This is a genomic window from Flavobacterium frigoris (assembly GCF_900111075.1).
Classification (GTDB): Bacteria; Bacteroidota; Bacteroidia; order Flavobacteriales; family Flavobacteriaceae; genus Flavobacterium; species Flavobacterium frigoris.
In genome coordinates this window covers 289,605-310,856 of the sequence record NZ_FOFZ01000002.1, presented here as the reverse complement: position 1 = coordinate 310,856, position 21,252 = coordinate 289,605, and the positions used below count along the sequence as shown (strand labels likewise).

Sequence of the window (21,252 nt, the reverse complement as noted above, 5' to 3'; positions counted from 1 at the left end):
TCAAACGGATTTAATTTTTAAAGTGTCTTTATCTATTGTATATTTATTTCAAATGGCATCGCCATTTGGACTCCTTTTTGAGATTTTATTTTTTTTATTTCTTGCAATAATTTGTAGTTTTCTTCTCCTATTTCCTCTTTTATAAAAGCTTCTTTAGACTGTGCAAAAGGGAAGTTGGCCAAAAGATCATTTAAATCTTTTTTATATTCAGGATAGTTTTGTGTTTTGTAGGTTTTTACTTTTGCTAAAGCGGCTGCTTCCTTTATTGCATCGTCCAGACCTCCAATTTTATCAATAAGACCAATCTTTATGGCTTCTGAACCTGCCCAAACTCTTCCTTGAGCAATAGAGTCTACTTGTGCGAAAGTCATTTTTCGTCCTTCGGCGACATGGGTTACGAACGTTTTGTAAATATGTTCTACGCCTTCCAGAGTCACTGCCTTAAATTTTTCGTCTAGTGGTACAAATGGGCTATATCGAGCAGAATTCTCATGTGTATTTACTTGCTCTGTGTGGATACCAAGTTTAGTTGTTAGTTGACTAAAATTAGGTAGTATTCCAAAAACGCCTATCGAGCCAGTTATGGTATTGTTTTGGGCAAAAATAGTATTAGCATTACAAGCAATGTAATACCCTCCAGAAGCGGCATAATTACCCATAGAAACAACGATAGGTTTTACTTTTTTAGTTAATTCTATTTCTCTCCAAATTAAATCGGATGTAAGTGCGCTTCCACCCGGACTATCAATACGAAGTACAATCGCTTTTACATCTTTGTTTTTTCTTGCTTCTTGTAAAGAACGTCTCATTGATCCTTCCCCAATAGTGTTAACATCTCCTTCGCCACTTTGAATTTCTCCTTGTGCATAGATAACGGCAATTTGATTTTTAGAATCTGTACTTACGCTGGTAGTTGTCATCTTTTTAGTGTAATCAAAGATGCTGACTTTGTTGTAGTCTTCGTCTTTTTCTACTTTTAACGCTTTTCTGATGGCATCATGATAGACATCTTCATAGGCTATAATGTCAACGAGTTTTTGCTCTTTTGCCATTTCTGGAGTTCGGGCAAGCAGACCGTTTGCAATTTCATTTAGTTTAGCAATGGAGATATTTCTACTTTTTGAAATATCTGCTGTCACTGAATTCCAAACTGAATTTAACAGTGCAGTGACCTGCTCTCTGTTAGCGTCACTCATTTCATTTTCAAGAAAAGGTTCTACCGCACTTTTGTATTTTCCGTGGCGTATTACTTCCATTTTTACTCCAGTTTTTTCCTGAAAGTCCTTAAAAAACATGAGTTCAGCAGATAATCCTTTGAAATCCATATCTCCTACAGGATTTATATAGATAGGATTGGCAACTGAATTCAGGTAGTATTCTTTCTGGGTGTAGGAATTGGCGTAGGCCATTACAAACTTCCCTGACTTCTTAAAACTTTCTAATTCATCTCTCAAGGCTTTACTTTGCGCCATCCCTAGTGTAGATTCGTTATTCAAGATGGATATCCCTTTGATATCATTGTCCGTTTTAGCTTCTTCTATCGCTTTGATAACATCAGTGAGTCCGACGCTTTTTTTATCTGTAAAAATAGTGATCCATGGGTCTTCGTATTTTCCAGCATAGTCGTATTTTATGTCTTCGAGATTTAATTCGATTACAGAATTATTTTTGACTGTTATTGCTTCGCTATCGCCTCCAAAGATTGCCCCGATAATTAGTACTCCAAAAAAGAACAGCATGAAAAAAATAAATAGACCAATGATGGTCGCCAATACATTTCCTAAAAACTTCATAATTATATTTTTATTTATTAGTAGTGAAAAGTGTGGAATGTTACAGATTTACATTTGAAAAAACTGAATTTAGTTGCTGACACTTTGTACAAATATATCGCTAATTCTAAAATTCTTTTAGTTAATTTGTGCTTAATATGAAATCACAACATCAGGTTATTTTATCGATAGGCAGTAATCAAGGGAATCGGCTTGAAAACGTGAAGCATTGTATAGAATTAATCCATCAAAAAATTGGTACGGTAATTAAAGTTTCTCGGATATTTGAAACTCCCTCTTGGGGTTTTGATAGTGACGCCTTCTATAATTGTGCGTTAGTTTTACACACCTTTAGTGCGCCACACAAGATTCTTACTCAAGCCTTGAAGGTTGAAAAGGAATTAGGGCGTATTCGCAGTGACAAAAAAGGATACCAATCTCGAATTATAGATATTGACCTGATTGCTTTTGATGAAGAAATAATTGATTCCGAAAAGCTGCAAGTTCCGCATCCATTGATGCAAGACAGAAAATTCGTGCTGTTGCCGATCCAAGATTTAAATTTGGATTGGAAGCATCCTGTTATAAAAAAAAATATTTCTGAGTTATTAGAGGTTTCTTCAGATCATAGTGAGTGCGAAGCGATAGAAACGGTAGAAAGTCCATTGCAAAGTATTGCATTGGAACAATTCAATTATGTTGCTTTAGAAGGAAATATTGGAGCAGGGAAAACAACTTTAGCAATCAAAATTGCGGAAGATTTTAATGCTAAAACCGTGTTAGAGCGCTTTGCGGATAATCCGTTTTTACCAAAATTCTATAAAGATCAAAATCGATATGCTTTTCCGCTTGAAATGTCTTTTCTGGCTGATAGGTATCAGCAATTATCAGATGATTTGGCACAATTTGATTTATTTAAAGATTTTTTGGTGGCAGATTATCATATTTTTAAATCCTTAATTTTTGCTAAAATAACTTTAGCAGAAGATGAATACAGGTTATACCGCAATCTGTTTGATATTGTGTATAGAGAAATGCCTAAGCCGGACTTGTATATTTATTTGTACCAAAATTCAGAACGTCTTTTACAGAATATAAAGAAAAGGGGCAGAAACTATGAACAAAAAATTCCAGCGGATTATTTGGACAAAATCAACAGCGGCTACTTGGATTATATTAAATCACAAACAGATTTGAACGTTTTAATTATTGATGTTTCTGATAAAGATTTCGTAAAAAATCAAGAAGATTATCTTTTTGTTTTAGAGGAGATTAGAAAAAAAATTAACAATTAGAAAATGGTTCAATTAGTCAATTAAAAAAGAGATTCAGCTAATTATATCAATTAAGAATCTTCCTGCTGTAATACTGATATAGTATTAAAATTGAGCAATCTGTATTGTATCTGTAATTGCTATTATCCTATTTTCTAATTTTGACAAACAAATCCCAAATTACAATTCCTGCACTCACAGAGATGTTTAAAGAATGCTTAGTTCCTAACTGTGGGATTTCGATGCAACCGTCACATAATGCAACTGCTTCCTGAGAAACGCCATGAACTTCGTTCCCAAACACCAAAGCATATTTTTTATTTTTATCGACTTTAAAATCCTGGAGAAAGATGGCACTTTCTACTTGCTCGATTGCGAGTGTAGTAACAGCTTCTTTTTTTAATTTTTCAATTACTTCAAGAACATTTTCATTATGCTCCCACGTTACGGTTTCGGTCGCTCCAAGTGCTGTTTTATGGATTTCTTTATTTGGAGGTGTTGCAGTAATGCCGCACAAATATATTTTTTCAATTAAAAAGGCGTCGGCAGTTCTAAATACGGAACCAATGTTGTGTAAACTACGAACATCATCTAAGACGATAATAATCGAGGTCTTTTCTGAGTTTTTAAAATCTTCAACAGATTTTCTTTCTAATTCGCTGTTTTCTAACTTTCTCATTTCTTCGGGGTTTATTCAAATAAAAAAAAGCTTCCGAAATTAGGGAAGCTTTTTTTATAATACTGTAATTAAAATTTAGCTTTTTGGAGCATCATCACCTAAAACAGTACCTTTTATAGTAAGGATCTTAGTTGGTTGTCCTTCCGCATTTGAAGTTACTGTCACTGTTTTAGTGAACGCTCCAATTCTGTCAGTTGCATATTTGACACCAATAATTCCTTTTGCTCCCGGAGCAATTGGCTCTTTTGGAGAAGTAGGAACAGTACAACCGCATGAACCTTGAGTATTTGTAATAATTAATGGTTTGGTACCATTGTTAGTAAAAACAAATTCGCGTTTTCCGTCTGCATTGTGTGCAATTGTCCCGTAATCAATTGTTTCGGAAGCAAAAACTATTCCGGCTCCGTTTACTTTAGCAACTTTAGCAGCCGTTGCTTTCATTTTTTTTGTTGTTTCTTGTGCATTAGAAGTAGCTGCTCCAAGAACAGTTAGCATCGCAAGCAAAAATATTTTCTTCATTTTATTCGTTTTTTATGATTAGTACAACAAACTTAAAGAAAAAATCGTGCCAATTACTTAAATTTTCCTTAAAAAAGGTTTTAATTTTTGAAGTGATGTTTATTCGCTATAAAATATTTAAATTCGCTGTCACATTTTACATTAATTAAACACAATATAAGTTGGCATCTAAAGATAAAGAGGTTAAGGAAACACCATTAATGAAGCAGTATAATGAAATCAAAAGGAAGTATCCTGATGCTTGTTTGTTGTTCAGAGTGGGTGATTTTTACGAGACATTTGGAGACGATGCCGTGAGGGCTTCAAAAATATTGGGGATAACGCTTACAAAACGCGGTGCAGGTTCGGCTACTGAGACCGCCTTAGCTGGTTTTCCACATCATTCGATAAATACTTATCTGCCAAAATTAGTAAAAGCAGGACTTCGTGTTGCAATTTGTGACCAGCTCGAAGATCCTAAAATGACTAAAACAATTGTAAAAAGAGGAGTGACTGAGCTTGTGACGCCGGGAGTTTCTATGAATGATGAGGTTTTACAATCAAAGACAAATAATTTTTTAGCTTCCGTTTTTTTTGCTAATAAATCAATCGGGATTTCTTTTTTAGACGTTTCAACCGGTGAGTTTCTTACTGCTCAGGGAAATGCGGAATACATAGACAAGTTATTGCAAAACTTTAGCCCTAGCGAGGTTTTGATTCAGAAAAACAATAAAAATGATTTCAAAGAAAACTTCGGACACGACTATCATTGCTTCTATTTAGAAGACTGGATTTATAAAGAAGATTACGCACTCGAAATCCTAACTAAGCATTTTCAAACAGTCTCTTTAAAGGGATTTGGTATTGCTGATTTGAAAGAAGGAATTATAGCATCAGGAGCTATTTTATATTATCTGTCCGAAACACAACACAATAGAGTCCAACATATCACAGCGATTCAACGAATAGCAGAAGACGCTTATGTATGGATGGATCGATTTACGATTCGGAATCTTGAATTGTACCACAGTTATAATCCAAATGCAGTTACGCTGCTGGATGTGATCGATAAAACGCTTTCGCCAATGGGTGGTCGTTTACTGAAACGCTGGCTTGCATTGCCTTTAAAAGACAGCAACAAAATACGAAGCCGCCATCAGGTTGTTTCTTATTTACAAGAAAATCAAGAAGTGTTGCAAAAAATGCAATATCAAATTAAGCAAATTTCTGACTTAGAGCGGCTTATTTCCAAAATAGCAGCCGGAAAAGTGTCGCCACGCGAAGTGGTTTATCTGAAAGAGTCATTAGACGCTATTATTCCCATAAAAACATTGGCGTTAGAAAGTCCGCAAGAGGCAGTGAAGATTATTGGTGATAGTTTGCATAGCTGCGATTTATTGAGAGAAAAAATCAAAACTACCTTAAATCAAGATGCGCCAGTTGCTATTGTTAAAGGGAATGCCATTGCAAAGGGTGTTAATGCTGAATTAGATGATTTGCGTGCTATTTCAACGTCTGGGAAAGAATTCTTGGATGGAATCGAAAAGCGAGAGTCTCAATTGACAGGGATTTCTTCTTTAAAAATTTCCTTTAATAATGTTTTTGGGTACTATATTGAAGTTAGAAACTTGCATAAAGATAAAGTTCCTGCGGACTGGATCCGAAAACAAACCTTAGTGAATGCGGAGCGCTATATTACCGAGGAGTTAAAGGAATATGAAACTAAGATTCTAGGTGCTGAGGAGAAAATACAAAAAATAGAAGCAGAGTTGTTTGAGCAATTAGTTGCTTGGATTGCAACTTATATTAAACCGGTTCAGCTAAATGCTAATTTAGTGGCGCAGTTGGATTGTTTGTGTTCTTTTACCCAGCTGGCAATCGAGAATAGATACGTCTGCCCTGAACTAGATGAAACGTTCGAACTGGAAATACAGAACGGAAGGCATCCGGTTATTGAAAAACAACTAGCAGTAGGAATGCCTTATATTGCCAATGATGTTTTTTTAGACAGAGAAACACAGCAACTGATTATGATTACTGGACCCAATATGTCTGGGAAGTCAGCTATTTTACGACAAACGGCTTTAATTGTACTCTTGGCTCAAATGGGGAGCTTTGTTCCTGCGGAGAGTGTTAGAATGGGAGTAGTTGATAAAATTTTTACTAGAGTAGGAGCCAGTGATAATATTTCGATGGGAGAGTCTACCTTTATGGTCGAAATGAATGAAACAGCTTCTATCTTGAATAATATTTCAGATAGGAGTTTAGTATTGTTAGACGAGATAGGAAGAGGGACTAGTACTTACGATGGAATATCCATTGCTTGGGCAATTGCGGAGTTCTTGCATGAGCATCCATCAAAACCTAAAACCCTATTTGCAACGCATTACCATGAATTAAATGAGATGAGTGAATCATTACCTAGGATCCAGAATTATAATGTAGCGGTAAAGGAGTTAAAGGACACTGTTCTTTTTATTAGAAAACTGGTAAAAGGAGGAAGTGCTCACAGCTTCGGAATTCATGTAGCAAAAATGGCCGGGATGCCACAAATCGTGATTTTGAAAGCGCAAAAGCTCTTGAAAAAATTAGAGAAGAATCATTCTAGCGATATGTTAAACGGAATCAAATCTGAAAAAGACGGCTCGAGCCTGAAAGGCGAACAGGCGGAGCGAATGCAGATGAGTTTCTTTAATTTAGACGATCCGTTACTGGAAGAAATCAAAGAAGAAATACTAAATTTAGATATAAATACAATAACTCCCGTAGAAGCACTGATGAAGCTTAATGAAATAAAGAGAATGTTGACTCGAAAGTAATTTTTTCTGTTTTTAAAGTTTAGGTTATCAAAAGGTTAGCTTTTTTATTGAATTTTTTTGTAAAAAAGGCTTGTGTAATTCAATAAATGTCTTAAATTTGCACTCGCAATACAGAACAAGTATCGCGGTTCTTTTTAAGGATTGAAAATGCGAAAATAGCTCAGTTGGTAGAGCGCGACCTTGCCAAGGTCGAGGTCGCGGGTTCGAGCCCCGTTTTTCGCTCGACACCATATAATGCTCGGATGGTGAAATTGGTAGACACGCTGGACTTAAAATCCAGTGAACAGCAATGTTCGTGCGGGTTCAAGTCCCGCTCTGAGTACTAAGAAAGCTTCAAACTATGTTTGGAGCTTTTTTTTTGTCTAAAACTGAACTTTCTTTAGGGTGGCGTTAATTTAAGATTGTATTTTAGAGAAATTGATTTTTCTGTGATTAGTTTTTTTGCAAAGGGAAGTCTAGCTAGTCTTTAACTCTGATGGTGTTTGTTATTTTAATAATTATTTATGGCGACTTTTGTAATTAGTAAAAGATTTAGTGGTGATTATAAGTTTGAATTTACTTCCAGAAAGGGAAAGACAATTTTCACGAGTAATGCATATGAGCTACGTATGGATTGTGAAGCAGCGGTAGAGCATATACGATCGGTTTTAGAGACGTGTTCTTACGTAAAGTTTAAAACCACTAAGGGGAAGTTTTTCTTTAGGGTAGTGGTCGAAAATGAGGTGGTAGCGACAAGTAGAAAATATAGTACGGAGTTGATGGTTCAAAAAGGGATTCTTGAAATCACTAAATATGGCTCAAAAGCAGAGATATTAGATTTTTCGAATAATAATTTTCTTTTTGAAGATTGACTATGATGTTTTAATAGCGTGATAAAAAAAGGTCTTTGAATTAATTAATTCAAAGACCTTTTTTTAGAAATTATCAAAAATGAAAAAAGCCATCTCGCTTACGCGGATGGCTTTGATTTTTTTGATGTAATTTAAAATTACTCAGCAGGAGTTTCTGTAACAACAGCAGCAGAATCAACAGCTAATGCAGTAGTATCAACAGCTACTGAATCAACAGCTACAGCAGTAGTGTCAACAGCAACAGTTTCTTCAGCAGCAGCGTCAGATTTTTTACAAGATACAACAGTTAAAACAGCAACAACAGCTAAACTTAAAAATACTTTTTTCATCTTAATTTAATATAAAGGTTAATTATTAATTCGTCGCAAAGATATAAAATATTTGATATGTAAAATATATTTTCGTTTTTTTTTTACTTTTTTTTCACTTTTTTTTTGGAGGGGTCATTTTCACAGTCGTAGTACTGAGTGATAAGGACCATATGTTAAGTTATTTTCAATTATGATATTATTTTTTTAGCGATTTGTTTTTTCATTTAATAAAAGGCTTTTTCTTAGGATTGAAAAGTATTTGTTTTTTTAATTATTTGATTGTTAGTAAATTATATTACTAGTGAACAAAGTGGTATTAGTCCGGTGTGTCTTTTTTAATAGATTGTTTTCATTTTAGAAATGGTAATTTTTCAATGTTGAATGGTTAAAATTATTGCTCTCACAAAAAGAGTAACTACTCGTCTCGAATTGTAAGAAAATTAAGCTCCTAATAATCGTTTATTTAATTAAGAATAGGGGGCATTTGAAAGCTATTGAGCAATATTTTTCATGATGATATTTGTTGCCCCTTTATTCATCTGAACAAAAGTGCTGCAGATATGACCTTTTTCGCTGCGGAAGTTGGCATCTACAATTAAATCTTTAAAAGCGGCAATTAATTCTGTTTTTTCGGAAACAGAGATGCATCCTCCCATATTGACCAAAGCAGTTGCTTCTGCAAAATGAGAATAATTTGGACCAATTACGATTGGAACTCCAAAAGTAGCCGGTTCCAGTAAGTTGTGGACGCCAGGATTCCCGAATCCGCCGCCTACATACGCGATATCGGCATAACTATATATTTTGGTAAGGATACCAACGGTGTCAATGATAAAAACATCATAATCAGCCAGATTTTTATGCTGTTTTTCTGAGAACAAGACTGTTTTTTTTGTGATGCTGTTTTTTAACTGTTCAATTTGGTCGCCCTTGATGTTGTGAGGAGCGATAATAAATTTCGCCTTTAATGTATTGGTATTTATAAAGTCCAACAATAGGGCTTCGTCTTTGGGCCAAGAACTCCCTACAACAATGGTTAGGGTGTTATTTTTGAATTGGGAAATATAATCTAAATCATTGTCTTTCTCTAAAATAGCAGCAACGCGGTCAAAACGGGTGTCACCAGAAACGGCCACATTCGTTTTTCCTAACTGCTGTAGTAATTTTTTGGAGCCTTCATTTTGAACAAAAAAGTAGCTGAAAGTATCTAATGCTTTTCTGTAAAAGCCTCCGTACCATTTAAAGAACATTTGTTTTTCTCTAAAAATCCCAGAGATTAAATAGGTAGGTGTGTTTAGTTTACTCAGTTCATTTAAATAATTCAACCAGAATTCATACTTGATAAAAAATACCATATCAGGATGGACTAGTTCTAGGAATCGTTTTGCATTTTTTTTGGTGTCTAACGGTAAATACACTGTCGCGTCTGCAGCGGTGTTGTTTTTGCGGACTTCATATCCAGACGGTGAGAAAAAAGTGATTACTATTTTGTGCAGCGGATATTCTTCTTTGATTTTCTCTATTACAGGTAAACCTTGCTCGTATTCCCCTAATGAAGCGGCGTGAAACCAAATCGTTTTATCTGAAGACTTTATTTTTTGTTCTAAAGTGGTGAAAACAATTTTTCGACCATCGACAAAAAGCTTGATTTTTGAATTGAACAGCGCAATGAAGTTGAGTAATGAACCAGTAATTTGAATTACTATGTTATAAAGAAAATACATACCGGAATTTTTATTTCGCTAAAATACAGTTTCTTTTGTTTATCATTTAAATCTTAGTGCTTAAATTCATATTTTTGCAAGTAAGAGTTTTAATAAAGTCTAAAAAAATTACTTCGATTTTTAAAAGCGCTACAACTGAATCGTAAAACAGCAATCTGCCTCTTTTGCGTGTTTTGTATCTTTTTTGAACAAGTAGGTTAATTGGTTTAAATTAAATATAAATGAAAAAAATCCAAATGGTTGACCTAAAAAGTCAATACGAAAAAATAAAAGAAACGGTTAATGTTTCAATTCAAGAAGTTTTAGATACCAATACGTATATCAATGGGCCAAAGGTTCACCAATTCCAAAAATCTTTAGAAGAGTATCTTGATGTTAAGCATGTGATTCCTTGTGCAAACGGAACGGATGCCTTGCAAATTGCGATGATGGGATTAGATTTAAAACCAGGCGACGAAGTAATTACTGCTGATTTTACTTTTGCTGCAACAGTTGAGGTAATTGCTTTATTGCAATTGACTCCCGTTTTGGTCGATGTAGATCTGTACAATATGAATATTTCCATTGATGCAATTAGGAAAGCAATTACACCAAAAACAAAAGCAATCGTCCCCGTTCACTTATTTGGTCGTGCGGCTAATATGGAGGCGATTATGGCAATTGCCAAAGAGTATAATTTATATGTAATCGAAGATAATGCGCAAGCCATTGGAGCCAATTGTAAATTTTCTGATGGAACCAAAAAGAAAGCCGGGACTATTGGTCATGTAGGGTCAACTTCCTTTTTTCCTTCTAAAAATTTAGGATGTTATGGAGATGGTGGAGCCATTTTTACTAATGATGATGCATTGGCTCACAAACTTCGCGGAATTGTAAATCACGGAATGTATGAGCGCTACCATCATGATGTGGTAGGAGTAAACTCTCGTTTGGATAGTATTCAAGCAGCAGTTTTGAACGCTAAATTACCTTTGTTGGATCAATATGGCAAAGCCAGACAGGATGCAGCACGCAAATATTCAGCAGCATTTGAAGGACATAAAAATATCGTAGCGCCAACTATTTGTGACATCTGCGACTGCCATGTCTTTCATCAATATACCTTGCGTATTTTAGATGCAGACAGAGATGGTTTGATGAAACACCTGTTGAGTAAAGATATTCCATGTGCGATTTATTACCCAATTCCGTTACACTCACAAAAAGCATATTTGGATACCAGATACAAAGAGGAGGATTTTCCAGTAACAAATCAGTTGGTAAAAGAAGTGATTTCGCTTCCTATGCATACAGAATTGGATGATGAACAAATAAAATTTATAACGGATAGCGTTTTAGAGTTTTTTAAATAATTTTTCCAGGAGCTATTTCCTGCTTTCCACTATATCTTTTTATACTGAACTTGTTTCAGAATCTGGAAACAAGTTCAGGATAAAAAGGATGCCGTTTCAATCAGGGCTATAAAAACGAGTCCGATTAATAAAAAATTAAAATGAAAATACTAGTAACAGGAGGTTTAGGTTTTATAGGATCTCACACGGTTGTCGAATTGCAAAACGAAGGCTTTGAGGTGATAATTGTAGACGATCTTTCTAATACGTCATTAAAAGTATTAGACGGTATCGATGCTATTACGGGAAAAATTCCTGCATTCGAGAAACTGGATTTACGGGATAAAGATAAAGTACAGGATTTTTTCAAAAGACACCACGATATTTCAGGCGTAATCCATTTTGCAGCTTCTAAAGCGGTAGGTGAAAGTGTTGAGAATCCGTTGTTGTATTATGAAAACAATATCAATGCCTTGGTCTATGTGCTGAAAGAGTTGCAGAAAATGACAGAAGCTAACTTTATTTTTAGTTCTTCCTGCACTGTTTATGGTCAAGCCGAAAAAATGCCGATTACTGAAGATGCATCGATTCAAATTGCGATGTCCCCTTATGGAAATACCAAGCAAATAGGGGAGGAAATCATTACTGACGTTGCTAAAGTATCTAATATAAACGCTATTTTATTGCGTTATTTCAACCCGATAGGAGCGCATCCTTCAGCCGAAATTGGTGAATTGCCTATTGGCGTACCTCAAAACTTGGTTCCGTTTATTACGCAAACTGGTTTTGGATTGCGAAAAGAACTTTCAGTTTACGGAGATGATTATCGTACGCCTGACGGAACAGCAGTACGGGATTATATTCACGTAGTTGATTTGGCGAAAGCCCATGTCATCGCTTTGCAAAGATTGTTAAATAAAAAGAATGTTGCTAAAGTGGAAACGTTCAACTTAGGTACAGGAACAGGAAGTTCAGTATTGGAAGTGATTAAAGCTTTTGAAAAAGTAAGCGAACAAAAATTACCTTATAAAATTGTAACGCGCAGAGAAGGAGATGTTACTTCGGCTTATGCTAATACATATAAAGCCAATACGGTTTTAGGTTGGAAAGCGCAATCTACACTTGAAGAAGCTATAGCGAGTGCCTGGAAATGGGAGCAAAAAGTTAGAAAAGCAAAATAATGATAAAGAAAAGTGTGCTGTTTTTGAGTCTGATTTTAATAGTGTCGTGCAAAAGTTATGATGTGAATAGAACAATAGCTACAACTCAAAAACAGCGTACTTTAAGTGGTGAGCAACCCCTAATTATTGGACACCGCGGTACGCCAGGCTATTTGCCTGAGCATACGATTGAAAGTTACGCTAACGCCATAAAAATGGGCGCTGATTTCATTGAACCTGATTTGGTGATGACAAATGATGGTTTTCTAGTAGTGCGGCATGAGCCTATGTTGTCTGGCACGACTAATGTTTCTGAGATTCCTGAATTTGCGGCAAAAAAAACAACCAAAAATCTAGATGGTAAAGCAGTTACAGATTGGTTTGTGTCTGATTTTACGTTAGTAGAAATAAAGCAGTTGCGAGCAAAACAGGCTTTCGCCGAAAGGCCGCAACAATACAACAACCAATATGCAATAGTGACTTTTGGAGAAGTGATTGCTTTGGCAAAACAAAAATCAGAAGAACTAAGACGCACCATCGGGATTTACCCCGAAACAAAGCATCCTTCTTTTCATGAAGCGCAAAATTTACACATTACCGATAAATTATTAGAAGAATTAACAGCTGCTGGCTGGAATAATCAAGAGGCACCTGTTTTTGTACAATCTTTTGAGGTTACAAACTTGCAATACATTCGGTCTAAATCTACCGTAAAAACCATCCAGTTATTGAGTTGTTATGATGCGGCGCTAAACGGGGATTTGATTTTCACCGTTCCTGAAGGCGAATTTATTTCGGACGGAATGCCTTATGATTGGTATTTAAAAGGCGATAAAAGAGATTTTGGTTTTTTTAGAACAGCAGCGGGATTAGATTTTGCTAAAACCTATGCAACAGGAATTTCTCCATGGAAACCCTTTATTATTCCGTACAAAGGAATGGATGCAGATAAGGATGGCAAGGCAGACGATGTCAATAAGGATGGAAAAGTAGATGACGCAGATAAAACAGCTTTATCACCTACAAATTTAATATCAGAAGCGCATAAAAGAGGATTGCAAGTACATACCTATACTTTTAGAAACGAAAGCCACCGTTTGCTCAGCGATTACAATAATGACCCAATTTTAGAATACCAAGCTTTTTATAAATTAGGAATCGATGGAGTTTTCTCTGACTTTACTGATACAGCGGTAAAAGCAAGAAATAGAAACTTTTAGCTAAAAAAATAGACTGCCAATTGACAGTCTATTCTAAGAATATTAATTTTCTGCAGCTTCTTTCATTTTTTCGCCTGCAGCACTCATTTTTTCAGCGCCTTTTTTTAGAGATTCACCCATTTTTACTTTGGTTGAGTCCACTGCTGCATCAACTTTAACGGCTGCTGTGTCTACTGCGTCACCCATTTCTGTTCCTATTGCATCAGTAGCTTCACCCACTTGATCTTTAGTTTCCTGCTTACAAGAAACTAATGTTAAAGTTGCAACAACTGCTAATCCTAAAAGTGTTTTTTTCATGTTTGTGTATTTTATAAATTATTGATTGGAGTGTATTCATTCCTTGTATAAAGATAAATGAAAAATCCCCACAAATTTTCGTTGTGAGGATTATTTTTATCTTTGAAACTGAATACTAAAAACTGCGACTGAATACTAATTATGCATTTGCAGTGACTGCTTCTCTGTCAATTTTTCCAATCAATCCAGCTAATACTTTTCCTGGGCCAACTTCAGTAAACAAAGTCGCACCATCAGCAATCATTTGCTGTACAGATTGTGTCCATTTTACAGGAGCTGTCAATTGGATAATTAGGTTTTTCTTAATCTCTTCTGGAGAGGATACTGCAGTTGCCGTTACATTTTGATATACTGGGCAAATAGGAGTAGAGAAAGTAGTTGCTTCAATAGCTGCTGCTAGTTCTTCTCTTGCCGGCTCCATCATTGGTGAGTGAAATGCGCCACCTACCGGTAATAACAAAGCACGTTTTGCACCCGCTTCCTTCATAGCAACACAAGCCGCTTCAACAGCTGTAGTTTCTCCTGAAATCACTAATTGTCCAGGACAGTTGTAGTTTGCAGCCACAACAATACCGTCGATCGAAGCACAAACTTCTTCTACAATAGTGTCAGCAAGTCCTAAAACGGCCGCCATTGTGGAAGGTGTTATTTCGCACGCTTTTTGCATTGCAAGAGCACGTTGCGAAACTAATTTCAATCCGTCTTCAAACGATAAAGCACCGTTGGCAACTAATGCCGAAAATTCTCCTAATGAATGTCCCGCTACCATTTCTGGTTTGAAATCATCACCTAAAGTTTTAGCTAAAATCACCGAATGTAAAAATACCGCTGGTTGCGTTACTTTGGTTTCTTTCAATTCTTCGGCAGTACCTTCAAACATGATGTCTGTGATGCGGAAACCTAATATTTCGTTTGCTTTTTCAAATAAGTCCTTTGCTAATGCAGAGCTTTCGTATAAGTCTTTACCCATTCCTGTGAATTGCGCGCCTTGACCTGGAAATACATATGCTTTCATAAAAAGTTGTTTAAAGTTTAAGGTTTCAAGTTTATCTGATGATTGAAATAAAACCGTCTGCAAAAATACTATTTTTTTTAGGAGCAGCAACTTTTGTTCTTCTAATCAACAGTCGTCCTGCTGTGCGCTACAATCTTTTTATCCTGTCTCGTTTTAAAACGAGACAGGATAAAAAGGATTTTCACTTCCATCAGGGCTAGAGAGAAACAGTAGGGTTTTCAATAAATAAAAAAAGCGTTGTGCTTATAACAACACTTTTGTCTATAAAATTGGAATAAATCCTAGGTATGTAGTTGTCAATTACAATTCGATGGAATTGATGATTTCTAATAACTGATTGTTTAAATCGACATTAGTGATTCCATTCTTTGCATCAAAATTTTCATTGAAGCTCGGTAACGAGAAGCTTCCTTTGACTACAGCACCTTGAAAAGGAAAACGATTTTTTGCAATTTCTAAAACAGAACTTCCTCCTCTTGGCCCTGGTGATGTGGCTAATATGAGGGTTTGTTTTTCTTGGAATGTTTTAGCGTGAATTCTCGAAATCCAGTCAAATATATTTTTAAAAGCAGTAGAATAGGCACCGTTATGTTCAGCAAAAGAGATCACAAGTAAGTCTGCAGTTCCTAATTTAGCATAAAAATCAGTGGCTAATGTTGGAATTCCAGTTGCTGTTTCTTTGTCTGTTGAGAAAATTGGCATTTCATAATCATTCAAGTCTAAAACTTCTACTGACGCATTTTCAAATTGTCCGGCAGCATAAGTTGCTAATTGTTTATTGATAGAGTCTGTACTGGATGAAGCACCAAAAGCGATAATTTTTTTCATTTTTATTTATTTTTAAAATAGGTTAATGCACCCGAAGGGCATTTATTTACGGTATCTATAATTTTTTCCGTCGAAGAAGCATCAATTTTTATCCAAGGCTTTTCTTTGGGTTGGAACACATCAGGATTGTTGCGAACACAGTTTCCTGAATGAACGCATTTGGCAGATTGCCATATTACGGTAACTTCACCATTGGTATATTCCTTTTTAATGTCTTTAGCGTCCATAATTATAGCATTGTGTTAATTACAATATTATTTTTTAATAGTTTTGACACCGGACATTTTTCGGCAATAATTAATAATCGCTTCTTTATGTCGTCTTCAATTTCTGCTGGAAAACTAATTGATCTCGAAATTGTTGTAGTGAGTTCAGGATCGCTTTCTTGGTAAAAATTCAAAGAAATGTTTATTTCAGGAATATCCCATCCTTTTCGATCAATATACATTCTCAAAGTAGAGAGCGTACACGCCGCCAAAGAGGCTAGGAGTGTAGAAAAAGGATCTGGGCCAAGGTCTTTTCCTTCAATACTCTCTGGTTCATCCATAATAAGTTGGCCGTTTCTCCAAGTGATAGTACACAAATACTTTTGAGTGCCTATGTGTCCCGTAATATCTTTTTCTAATACATTTTCCATACTTTAATTTTTAAAATTAGGTCTTTCGGGCTAGATTACAAAACGTCTTTGTATTCAGGGGTTTTGTCAAAAATGCTCTTCGCAAATGGACATAAGGGCAGAATTGTAATTCCATTTTCTCGGGCAAATTCAACTGCTTTCAGAATCATTTTCTTTCCAAAACCTTTGCCGTTGTTCCCCGGATTTACTTCAGTGTGGTCAATGATAATTTGAGTTGCACCCGCAAAGACAAATGTCATTTTTGCTTCGGTTTTATTATCTACTTTAAAATAAAACGTCCCCTTTTGATTATTGTGTTCTAATTCTATTGTTTCAGCCATAATTGGATTTTTATTAGTGTTTCATTGGGATTTCCATTAATAAAAACTCAGCATCTGAAGTTGCTTCAATATCCAGAGCAGTAACATCCCAAATTCCGAAGCCATCTCTAGTTTCTAATTCTTGTCCGTTAATCGTTAGGTTCCCAGAAAGTATAAATGCATAAACACCATTGCCTTCTTTTTTTAAATCGTAAGTTGCTGTTACTCCTTTATCGAATTTACCCAAATGAAACCAAGCATCCTGATGAATCCAAACGCCTTCATCTTCTGCGTTTGGCGAAAGAATTTGTTGTAGTTTGTTTTTTCTTTCTTCGGGGTTTAAAGTGACTTGTTGGTATCTCGGTTCTACGTCTCTTTTATTTGGGAAAACCCAAATTTGCAACAATTTCGTTCTTTGGTCTTCGTTTGGATTGAATTCGCTATGCTTTACTCCAGTTCCAGCACTCATGACTTGTACGTCACCATTTTTGATAATTTCCGTATTTCCCATGCTGTCTTTGTGAGCCAAATCTCCTTCCAGCGGAATGGTGATAATTTCCATGTTATCATGTGGATGCGTACCAAAACCCATTCCGGCAGCAACGGTATCATCATTCAATACGCGCAAAGCGCCAAATTGAACTCTTTCTGGATTGTACCAGCTGGCAAAACTAAAACTATGATACGCATTCAACCAGCCGTGATCTGCGTGTCCTCTTGTATCTGCTTTATGTAAAACTGTAGTTGACATGTTGAAATTATTTAATGATTATTATAATGCAAATTTACAACCATTGAATGAAGAGGGCACTTAATGTAGATTAAGAAAGTACTCAGTGATCAGTTTATAGTTTTTTAGTATTCAGTTTGGTTTGGTGCATATTTTTTAAATCGTAATTTATTTCGGGATTTTTGATCGTTGAGACAATTCTAATCACTAATTCAAACTGATCACTGTCTACTACTTTCTGAGTAACTTCGATTTCATCTTACTAAAAAATTCTGGTGTAACACCAATATAAGAAGCAATTTGTTTTTGAGGTATTTTTTGAAGTAGCGTAGGATATTTTCTGCGAAATTTTTCAAAGCGTTCTTCTGCGGATAAACTTAAATTATCCATAAGCCGTTCTTGGTTTGCAACCAAGGAATTTTCGGTTAGAATTCTAAAAAAACGTTCCAGTTTTGGTATCGCTGCATAGAGATACTCTTGATTTTCTTTGGAAAGTGTAACAATTTCGGCATCTTCTAAAACTTCGATAAAAAGATTGCCTGGCTTTTGCGAAATTAAGCTGTACATGTCACCAATCCACCAACCTTCACAGGCGAAACTTAAAACATATTCGACGATATTATCATTGATATTAAAACTTCTTAAGATCCCCGAATTAATGAAATAGGAATGTTTGCAAATTTGTCCGGAATTTAATAAAATAGTTTTGGCTTTAAAAGTATGCGTTTCAGTTTTAGATAGAAACAATAGTTGTTCTTCTGGAGTAAGTGTTATATGTTTTGTGATATTTTGAATGATTAGTGACACTATTTCTGCGGTGTTTTCTTTTCCTCAGGAAGTAATTTGAATGATGAAACTACAAAACGATTGTTTTTTATTTCACCTACAACTGCTGCTTTTCTAATAGCGGCGCAAAAGCCATCGCTGGCATGAGCATCACCATGAGAATCGAGGCTAGTACCATCTACAAAATACGATTTTCCGTCTATGCGTACTGCTAATTCGCAACCGTACCCTTCCATTGCAAACTGGCATTGTCCACAGGCAGCCTCTACTATTTGAGATTTTGATTGTTCTTTTTTGTCTTGCGCACTTACTATGGCTGTAACGAATAAAAATGTTGCTAAAATTATTTTTTTCATGATTACGAATTTACTTTAATTAAGGCAGCAGCTGCTTTAGCTCTTTCTACAATTTCTTCGATTGGCGTTTCTAGTGTATCATTGACTAATGCAACTCCCATTCTTCGGTACGGTCTTGAAGTGGGTTTACCAAAGATTCTGAAATCGGTTTTAGGGAGAGACGCGATTTTTTCTATTCCCGAAAAACTTGGATTTGCGGAGTTTTCAAAAGCCGCAATTACGGCACTGGCCCCCGCTTTTTCTAAGGTAATTTCAAATATAGGCAGACTTAAGATGGCGCGCAAATGCAGTTCAAACTCGTTAAAGTTTTGTGTTCCAGCCAAAGTTACCATTCCGGTATCATGTGGGCGAGGGGAGAGTTCTGAGAAATAAACACCATCATCAGCAAGGAAAAATTCGACTCCGAAAAGTCCGGCGCCGCCAAGGGCTTCGGTCACTTTTTCGGCCATGTCTTGTGCTTCGTATAATTCTTTGTCTGAAATTCGGGCAGGTTGCCAGCTTTCCTGATAATCGCCTCGCTCTTGTCGGTGACCAATAGGCGCACAAAATAAAGTAGGATTGTTATTTTGAACAACGGTCAACAATGTAATCTCCGAATTGAATTTGACAAAGGCTTCTACAATCACTTCCACGACATCACCGCGAGAACCTTCTACGGCATAATTCCATGCTTTCTCGATATCGGCTGCTGTTTTTATGGTTGATTGTCCTTTTCCTGACGAACTCATTAATGGTTTTACTACGCAAGGCATTCCCACGGCTTCAACTCCTTTTCGTAATTCATCGGCAGTGGTGGCGTATCGATAAGCGGCCGTTTTTAGACCTAATTCTTTGGCAGCCAAATCACGGATTGCTTTTCTATTCATCGTAAAGTTTGCTGCTTTTGCAGAGGGAACGACAGTAATGCCTTGTTTTTCATAATCATAAAAACGTTCAGTTCGAATAGCTTCTATTTCAGGCACTATAAAATCAGGATTGTGCTTGGCTACAATGCGATCCAAAGCTTCTCCATCAAGCATGTTGATCACTTCAAAACCGTGAGCGACTTGCATAGCCGGAGCATTTTCATAACTGTCTACCGCAATTATAGTTTGACCAATGCGTTGTGCGGCAATTGTAAATTCTTTCCCTAATTCGCCTGAGCCTAGTAAGAGTATTTTCATTTGTTATGTTTTTCGTAGGGACAAGAGATGACCTGTCCGTACATATGATTGTATGTATATGATGTTTTTTGCGTGAGGGATGGTAGTGGAAATCCTTTTATCATGTAGCGCTAGCGGAATGAATAAAAGATTGCAACGTATAGCCCGACCCTTGTGGTCACGCCCAAAAACAAAAATAGTTTAAAATTCAAAGTTATGAAACTCTGAACCTTAAACTATTTTAAAAAATGGAAAGGGTGTGTTAATTAAGCCACCGCTTCTTTTATTCTTTTTAAAGCTTCTTTCAAGATGTCTTCGCTAGTTGCGTAAGAGAAACGGATGCAATTTGGATTTCCAAAAGCGTCACCAGTTACGGTTGCTACATTTGCTTCGCCTAAAAGATACATTGAGAAATCGTTAGCGTCTTTAATTAAGGTTCCTCTTAGCGTTTTTCCGAAGAAAGAAGATACGTCAGGAAATACATAAAATGCACCTTCTGGAACGTTGATTTTCATTCCTGGAATTTCTTTGATTAATCCTACTACTAAATCTCTACGGCTGTGGAAAGCTTGAACCATTTCGTTTAATACTGATGGGTCAGCATCTACGGCGGTGATAGTAGCACGTTGCGCAATACTATTTGCACCAGAAGTTACTTGACCTTGGATTTTTGTACACGCTTTAGTGATAAATTCGGGTGCTCCGATATAGCCAATTCTCCATCCTGTCATTGCAAATGCTTTTGCAACTCCGTTTACGGTAATTGTTTTTTCTAACATTCCTGGGATAGATGCAATACTGCAAAAAGTTCCAGAGAAATTGATGTGTTCGTAGATTTCATCTGCAACCACAATTATGTTAGGATATTTTTCTAATACTTTAGCTAATGCTGTTAGTTCTTCTCTGTTGTAAACAGAACCACTTGGATTACAAGGAGAACTGAACCACATCATTTTTGTTTTTGGTGTGATCGCTGCTTCTAATTGTGCTGGCGTGATTTTAAAATCAGTGTCAATAGAAGTAGGAACTTCAACTGGAACTCCACCTGAAAGTTTTACGATTTCGAAATAAGAAACCCAGTAAGGAGCTGGTAAAATCACTTCGTCACCATCGTTTAACATTACTTGTGCAATGTTGTATAAAGATTGTTTTGCTCCTGTAGAAACTACAATTTGTGATGGTTTATAATCTAAATCATTATCTCTTTTGAATTTTCTGCAAATAGCTTCTTTTAATTCAACATATCCATCTACTGGAGAATAGGTGCTGTAATTTTCATCGATCGCTTTTTTAGCCGCTTCTTTGATAAAGTCAGGAGTATTGAAATCAGGTTCTCCTAAACTTAAGCTGATGATGTCTTTCCCTTGTGCTTTTAGTTCTCTAGCCAAAGCTGCCATTGCTAATGTTTGTGATGTAGCAAGGTTGTTGATTCTGTCTGAAAGTAAATGATTCATTAAAAAAGTGTTGATTGCCCTAATTTGTAATAGAAAATAAGGGAGGTTAATTATTTAGTTGTTTATGTG

22 protein-coding genes and 2 tRNA genes are annotated in these 21,252 nt (G+C 36.0%); 8 read left to right on the top strand and 16 right to left on the bottom strand.

Annotated features, from left to right (window positions below; all coding sequences use genetic code 11):
* Positions 1 to 32: 32 nt before the first annotated feature.
* The gene (sppA, locus tag BMW63_RS04530) at positions 33 to 1,793 is read right to left on the bottom strand and encodes a signal peptide peptidase SppA (protein ID WP_074721664.1); all 1,761 of its coding nucleotides are present in this window, start codon (positions 1,791 to 1,793) and stop codon (positions 33 to 35) included.
* 137 nt (positions 1,794 to 1,930) lie between these two features.
* On the opposite strand from sppA, the gene folK reads away from it, so the two are divergent.
* The gene (folK, locus tag BMW63_RS04525) at positions 1,931 to 3,067 is read left to right on the top strand and encodes a 2-amino-4-hydroxy-6-hydroxymethyldihydropteridine diphosphokinase (protein WP_074721662.1); all 1,137 of its coding nucleotides are present in this window, start codon (positions 1,931 to 1,933) and stop codon (positions 3,065 to 3,067) included.
* A 127-nt stretch (positions 3,068 to 3,194) separates the two neighbouring features.
* On the opposite strand, the gene BMW63_RS04520 is transcribed toward folK, so the two are convergent.
* Entirely contained in the window at positions 3,195 to 3,725 is a 531-nt protein-coding gene (locus tag BMW63_RS04520; RefSeq protein ID WP_074721660.1) for an RNA methyltransferase, read from the bottom strand.
* Between the two features lie 75 nt (positions 3,726 to 3,800).
* The gene (locus tag BMW63_RS04515) at positions 3,801 to 4,244 is read right to left on the bottom strand and encodes a DUF1573 domain-containing protein (protein WP_074721658.1); all 444 of its coding nucleotides are present in this window, start codon (positions 4,242 to 4,244) and stop codon (positions 3,801 to 3,803) included.
* A gap of 161 nt (positions 4,245 to 4,405) precedes the next feature.
* Here BMW63_RS04515 and mutS point away from each other — a divergent pair, with 161 nt between their 5' ends.
* The 4 genes from mutS to BMW63_RS04495 all read left to right on the top strand — a co-directional run bounded on the left by mutS (position 4,406) and on the right by BMW63_RS04495 (position 7,893).
* The gene (gene mutS, locus BMW63_RS04510) at positions 4,406 to 7,042 is read left to right on the top strand and encodes a DNA mismatch repair protein MutS (RefSeq protein ID WP_074721656.1); all 2,637 of its coding nucleotides are present in this window, start codon (positions 4,406 to 4,408) and stop codon (positions 7,040 to 7,042) included.
* A gap of 149 nt (positions 7,043 to 7,191) precedes the next feature.
* A tRNA-Gly gene (locus BMW63_RS04505) sits at positions 7,192 to 7,264 on the top strand.
* 14 nt (positions 7,265 to 7,278) lie between these two features.
* Positions 7,279 to 7,364, top strand: a tRNA-Leu gene (locus BMW63_RS04500).
* 181 nt (positions 7,365 to 7,545) lie between these two features.
* Positions 7,546 to 7,893, top strand: a complete 348-nt coding sequence (locus tag BMW63_RS04495; RefSeq protein WP_074721654.1) for a DUF1508 domain-containing protein — start codon at positions 7,546 to 7,548, stop codon at positions 7,891 to 7,893.
* Positions 7,894 to 8,030: 137 nt separating this feature from the next.
* Here BMW63_RS04495 and BMW63_RS04490 read toward each other — a convergent pair whose 3' ends face one another.
* Positions 8,031 to 8,222, bottom strand: a complete 192-nt coding sequence (locus BMW63_RS04490; protein ID WP_074721652.1) for a hypothetical protein — start codon at positions 8,220 to 8,222, stop codon at positions 8,031 to 8,033.
* A gap of 473 nt (positions 8,223 to 8,695) precedes the next feature.
* Positions 8,696 to 9,928: a 3-deoxy-D-manno-octulosonic acid transferase gene (locus tag BMW63_RS04485; protein ID WP_074721650.1), complete on the bottom strand. Its 1,233-nt coding sequence runs from the start codon at positions 9,926 to 9,928 to the stop codon at positions 8,696 to 8,698.
* Positions 9,929 to 10,149: 221 nt separating this feature from the next.
* Here BMW63_RS04485 and BMW63_RS04480 point away from each other — a divergent pair, with 221 nt between their 5' ends.
* The 3 genes from BMW63_RS04480 to BMW63_RS04470 all read left to right on the top strand — a co-directional run bounded on the left by BMW63_RS04480 (position 10,150) and on the right by BMW63_RS04470 (position 13,639).
* Positions 10,150 to 11,280 carry a DegT/DnrJ/EryC1/StrS family aminotransferase gene (locus tag BMW63_RS04480; RefSeq protein WP_074721648.1) on the top strand — a complete coding sequence of 377 codons (1,131 nt, stop codon included), beginning with the start codon at positions 10,150 to 10,152 and terminating at the stop codon, positions 11,278 to 11,280.
* Positions 11,281 to 11,420: 140 nt separating this feature from the next.
* Positions 11,421 to 12,440, top strand: coding sequence for a UDP-glucose 4-epimerase GalE (gene galE / locus BMW63_RS04475; RefSeq protein ID WP_074721646.1), 1,020 nt, complete (start codon positions 11,421 to 11,423; stop codon positions 12,438 to 12,440).
* Positions 12,440 to 13,639 (top strand): glycerophosphodiester phosphodiesterase, encoded by a 1,200-nt coding sequence (locus BMW63_RS04470; RefSeq protein WP_074721644.1) that lies wholly within the window; start codon positions 12,440 to 12,442, stop codon positions 13,637 to 13,639. Before galE ends, BMW63_RS04470 begins: the two co-directional genes overlap by 1 nt.
* A 42-nt stretch (positions 13,640 to 13,681) precedes the next feature.
* Here the strand turns inward: BMW63_RS04470 and BMW63_RS04465 are convergent, their stop codons facing one another.
* The 11 genes from BMW63_RS04465 to BMW63_RS04415 all read right to left on the bottom strand — a co-directional run bounded on the left by BMW63_RS04465 (position 13,682) and on the right by BMW63_RS04415 (position 21,183).
* Positions 13,682 to 13,936 (bottom strand): hypothetical protein, encoded by a 255-nt coding sequence (locus BMW63_RS04465; protein WP_074721642.1) that lies wholly within the window; start codon positions 13,934 to 13,936, stop codon positions 13,682 to 13,684.
* Between the two features lie 139 nt (positions 13,937 to 14,075).
* A complete protein-coding gene (gene fabD, locus BMW63_RS04460) occupies positions 14,076 to 14,951 on the bottom strand; it encodes an ACP S-malonyltransferase (protein ID WP_074721640.1) in 876 nt (291 codons plus the stop codon).
* Between the two features lie 300 nt (positions 14,952 to 15,251).
* Entirely contained in the window at positions 15,252 to 15,779 is a 528-nt protein-coding gene (locus BMW63_RS04455; protein WP_074721638.1) for an NADPH-dependent FMN reductase, read from the bottom strand.
* Positions 15,780 to 15,781: 2 nt separating this feature from the next.
* Positions 15,782 to 16,006, bottom strand: coding sequence for a (4Fe-4S)-binding protein (locus tag BMW63_RS04450; protein ID WP_074721636.1), 225 nt, complete (start codon positions 16,004 to 16,006; stop codon positions 15,782 to 15,784).
* Positions 16,007 to 16,008: 2 nt separating this feature from the next.
* Positions 16,009 to 16,416: an OsmC family protein gene (locus BMW63_RS04445; RefSeq protein ID WP_074721634.1), complete on the bottom strand. Its 408-nt coding sequence runs from the start codon at positions 16,414 to 16,416 to the stop codon at positions 16,009 to 16,011.
* A gap of 35 nt (positions 16,417 to 16,451) precedes the next feature.
* The gene (locus BMW63_RS04440; protein ID WP_139174187.1) at positions 16,452 to 16,736 is read right to left on the bottom strand and encodes a GNAT family N-acetyltransferase; all 285 of its coding nucleotides are present in this window, start codon (positions 16,734 to 16,736) and stop codon (positions 16,452 to 16,454) included.
* A 13-nt stretch (positions 16,737 to 16,749) separates the two neighbouring features.
* Complete coding sequence (locus BMW63_RS04435; RefSeq protein WP_074721632.1) at positions 16,750 to 17,466, bottom strand: pirin family protein; 717 nt, start codon at positions 17,464 to 17,466, stop codon at positions 16,750 to 16,752.
* A 210-nt stretch (positions 17,467 to 17,676) separates the two neighbouring features.
* Entirely contained in the window at positions 17,677 to 18,252 is a 576-nt protein-coding gene (locus BMW63_RS04430; RefSeq protein ID WP_074721630.1) for a Crp/Fnr family transcriptional regulator, read from the bottom strand.
* Positions 18,252 to 18,587, bottom strand: a complete 336-nt coding sequence (locus BMW63_RS04425) for a DUF6370 family protein (protein WP_074721628.1) — start codon at positions 18,585 to 18,587, stop codon at positions 18,252 to 18,254. Before BMW63_RS04425 ends, BMW63_RS04430 begins: the two co-directional genes overlap by 1 nt.
* Positions 18,588 to 18,589: 2 nt before the next feature.
* Complete coding sequence (gene purT / locus BMW63_RS04420; RefSeq protein WP_074721626.1) at positions 18,590 to 19,750, bottom strand: formate-dependent phosphoribosylglycinamide formyltransferase; 1,161 nt, start codon at positions 19,748 to 19,750, stop codon at positions 18,590 to 18,592.
* 245 nt (positions 19,751 to 19,995) lie between these two features.
* Positions 19,996 to 21,183, bottom strand: a complete 1,188-nt coding sequence (locus tag BMW63_RS04415) for a pyridoxal phosphate-dependent aminotransferase (protein WP_074721624.1) — start codon at positions 21,181 to 21,183, stop codon at positions 19,996 to 19,998.
* Positions 21,184 to 21,252: the final 69 nt, after the last annotated feature.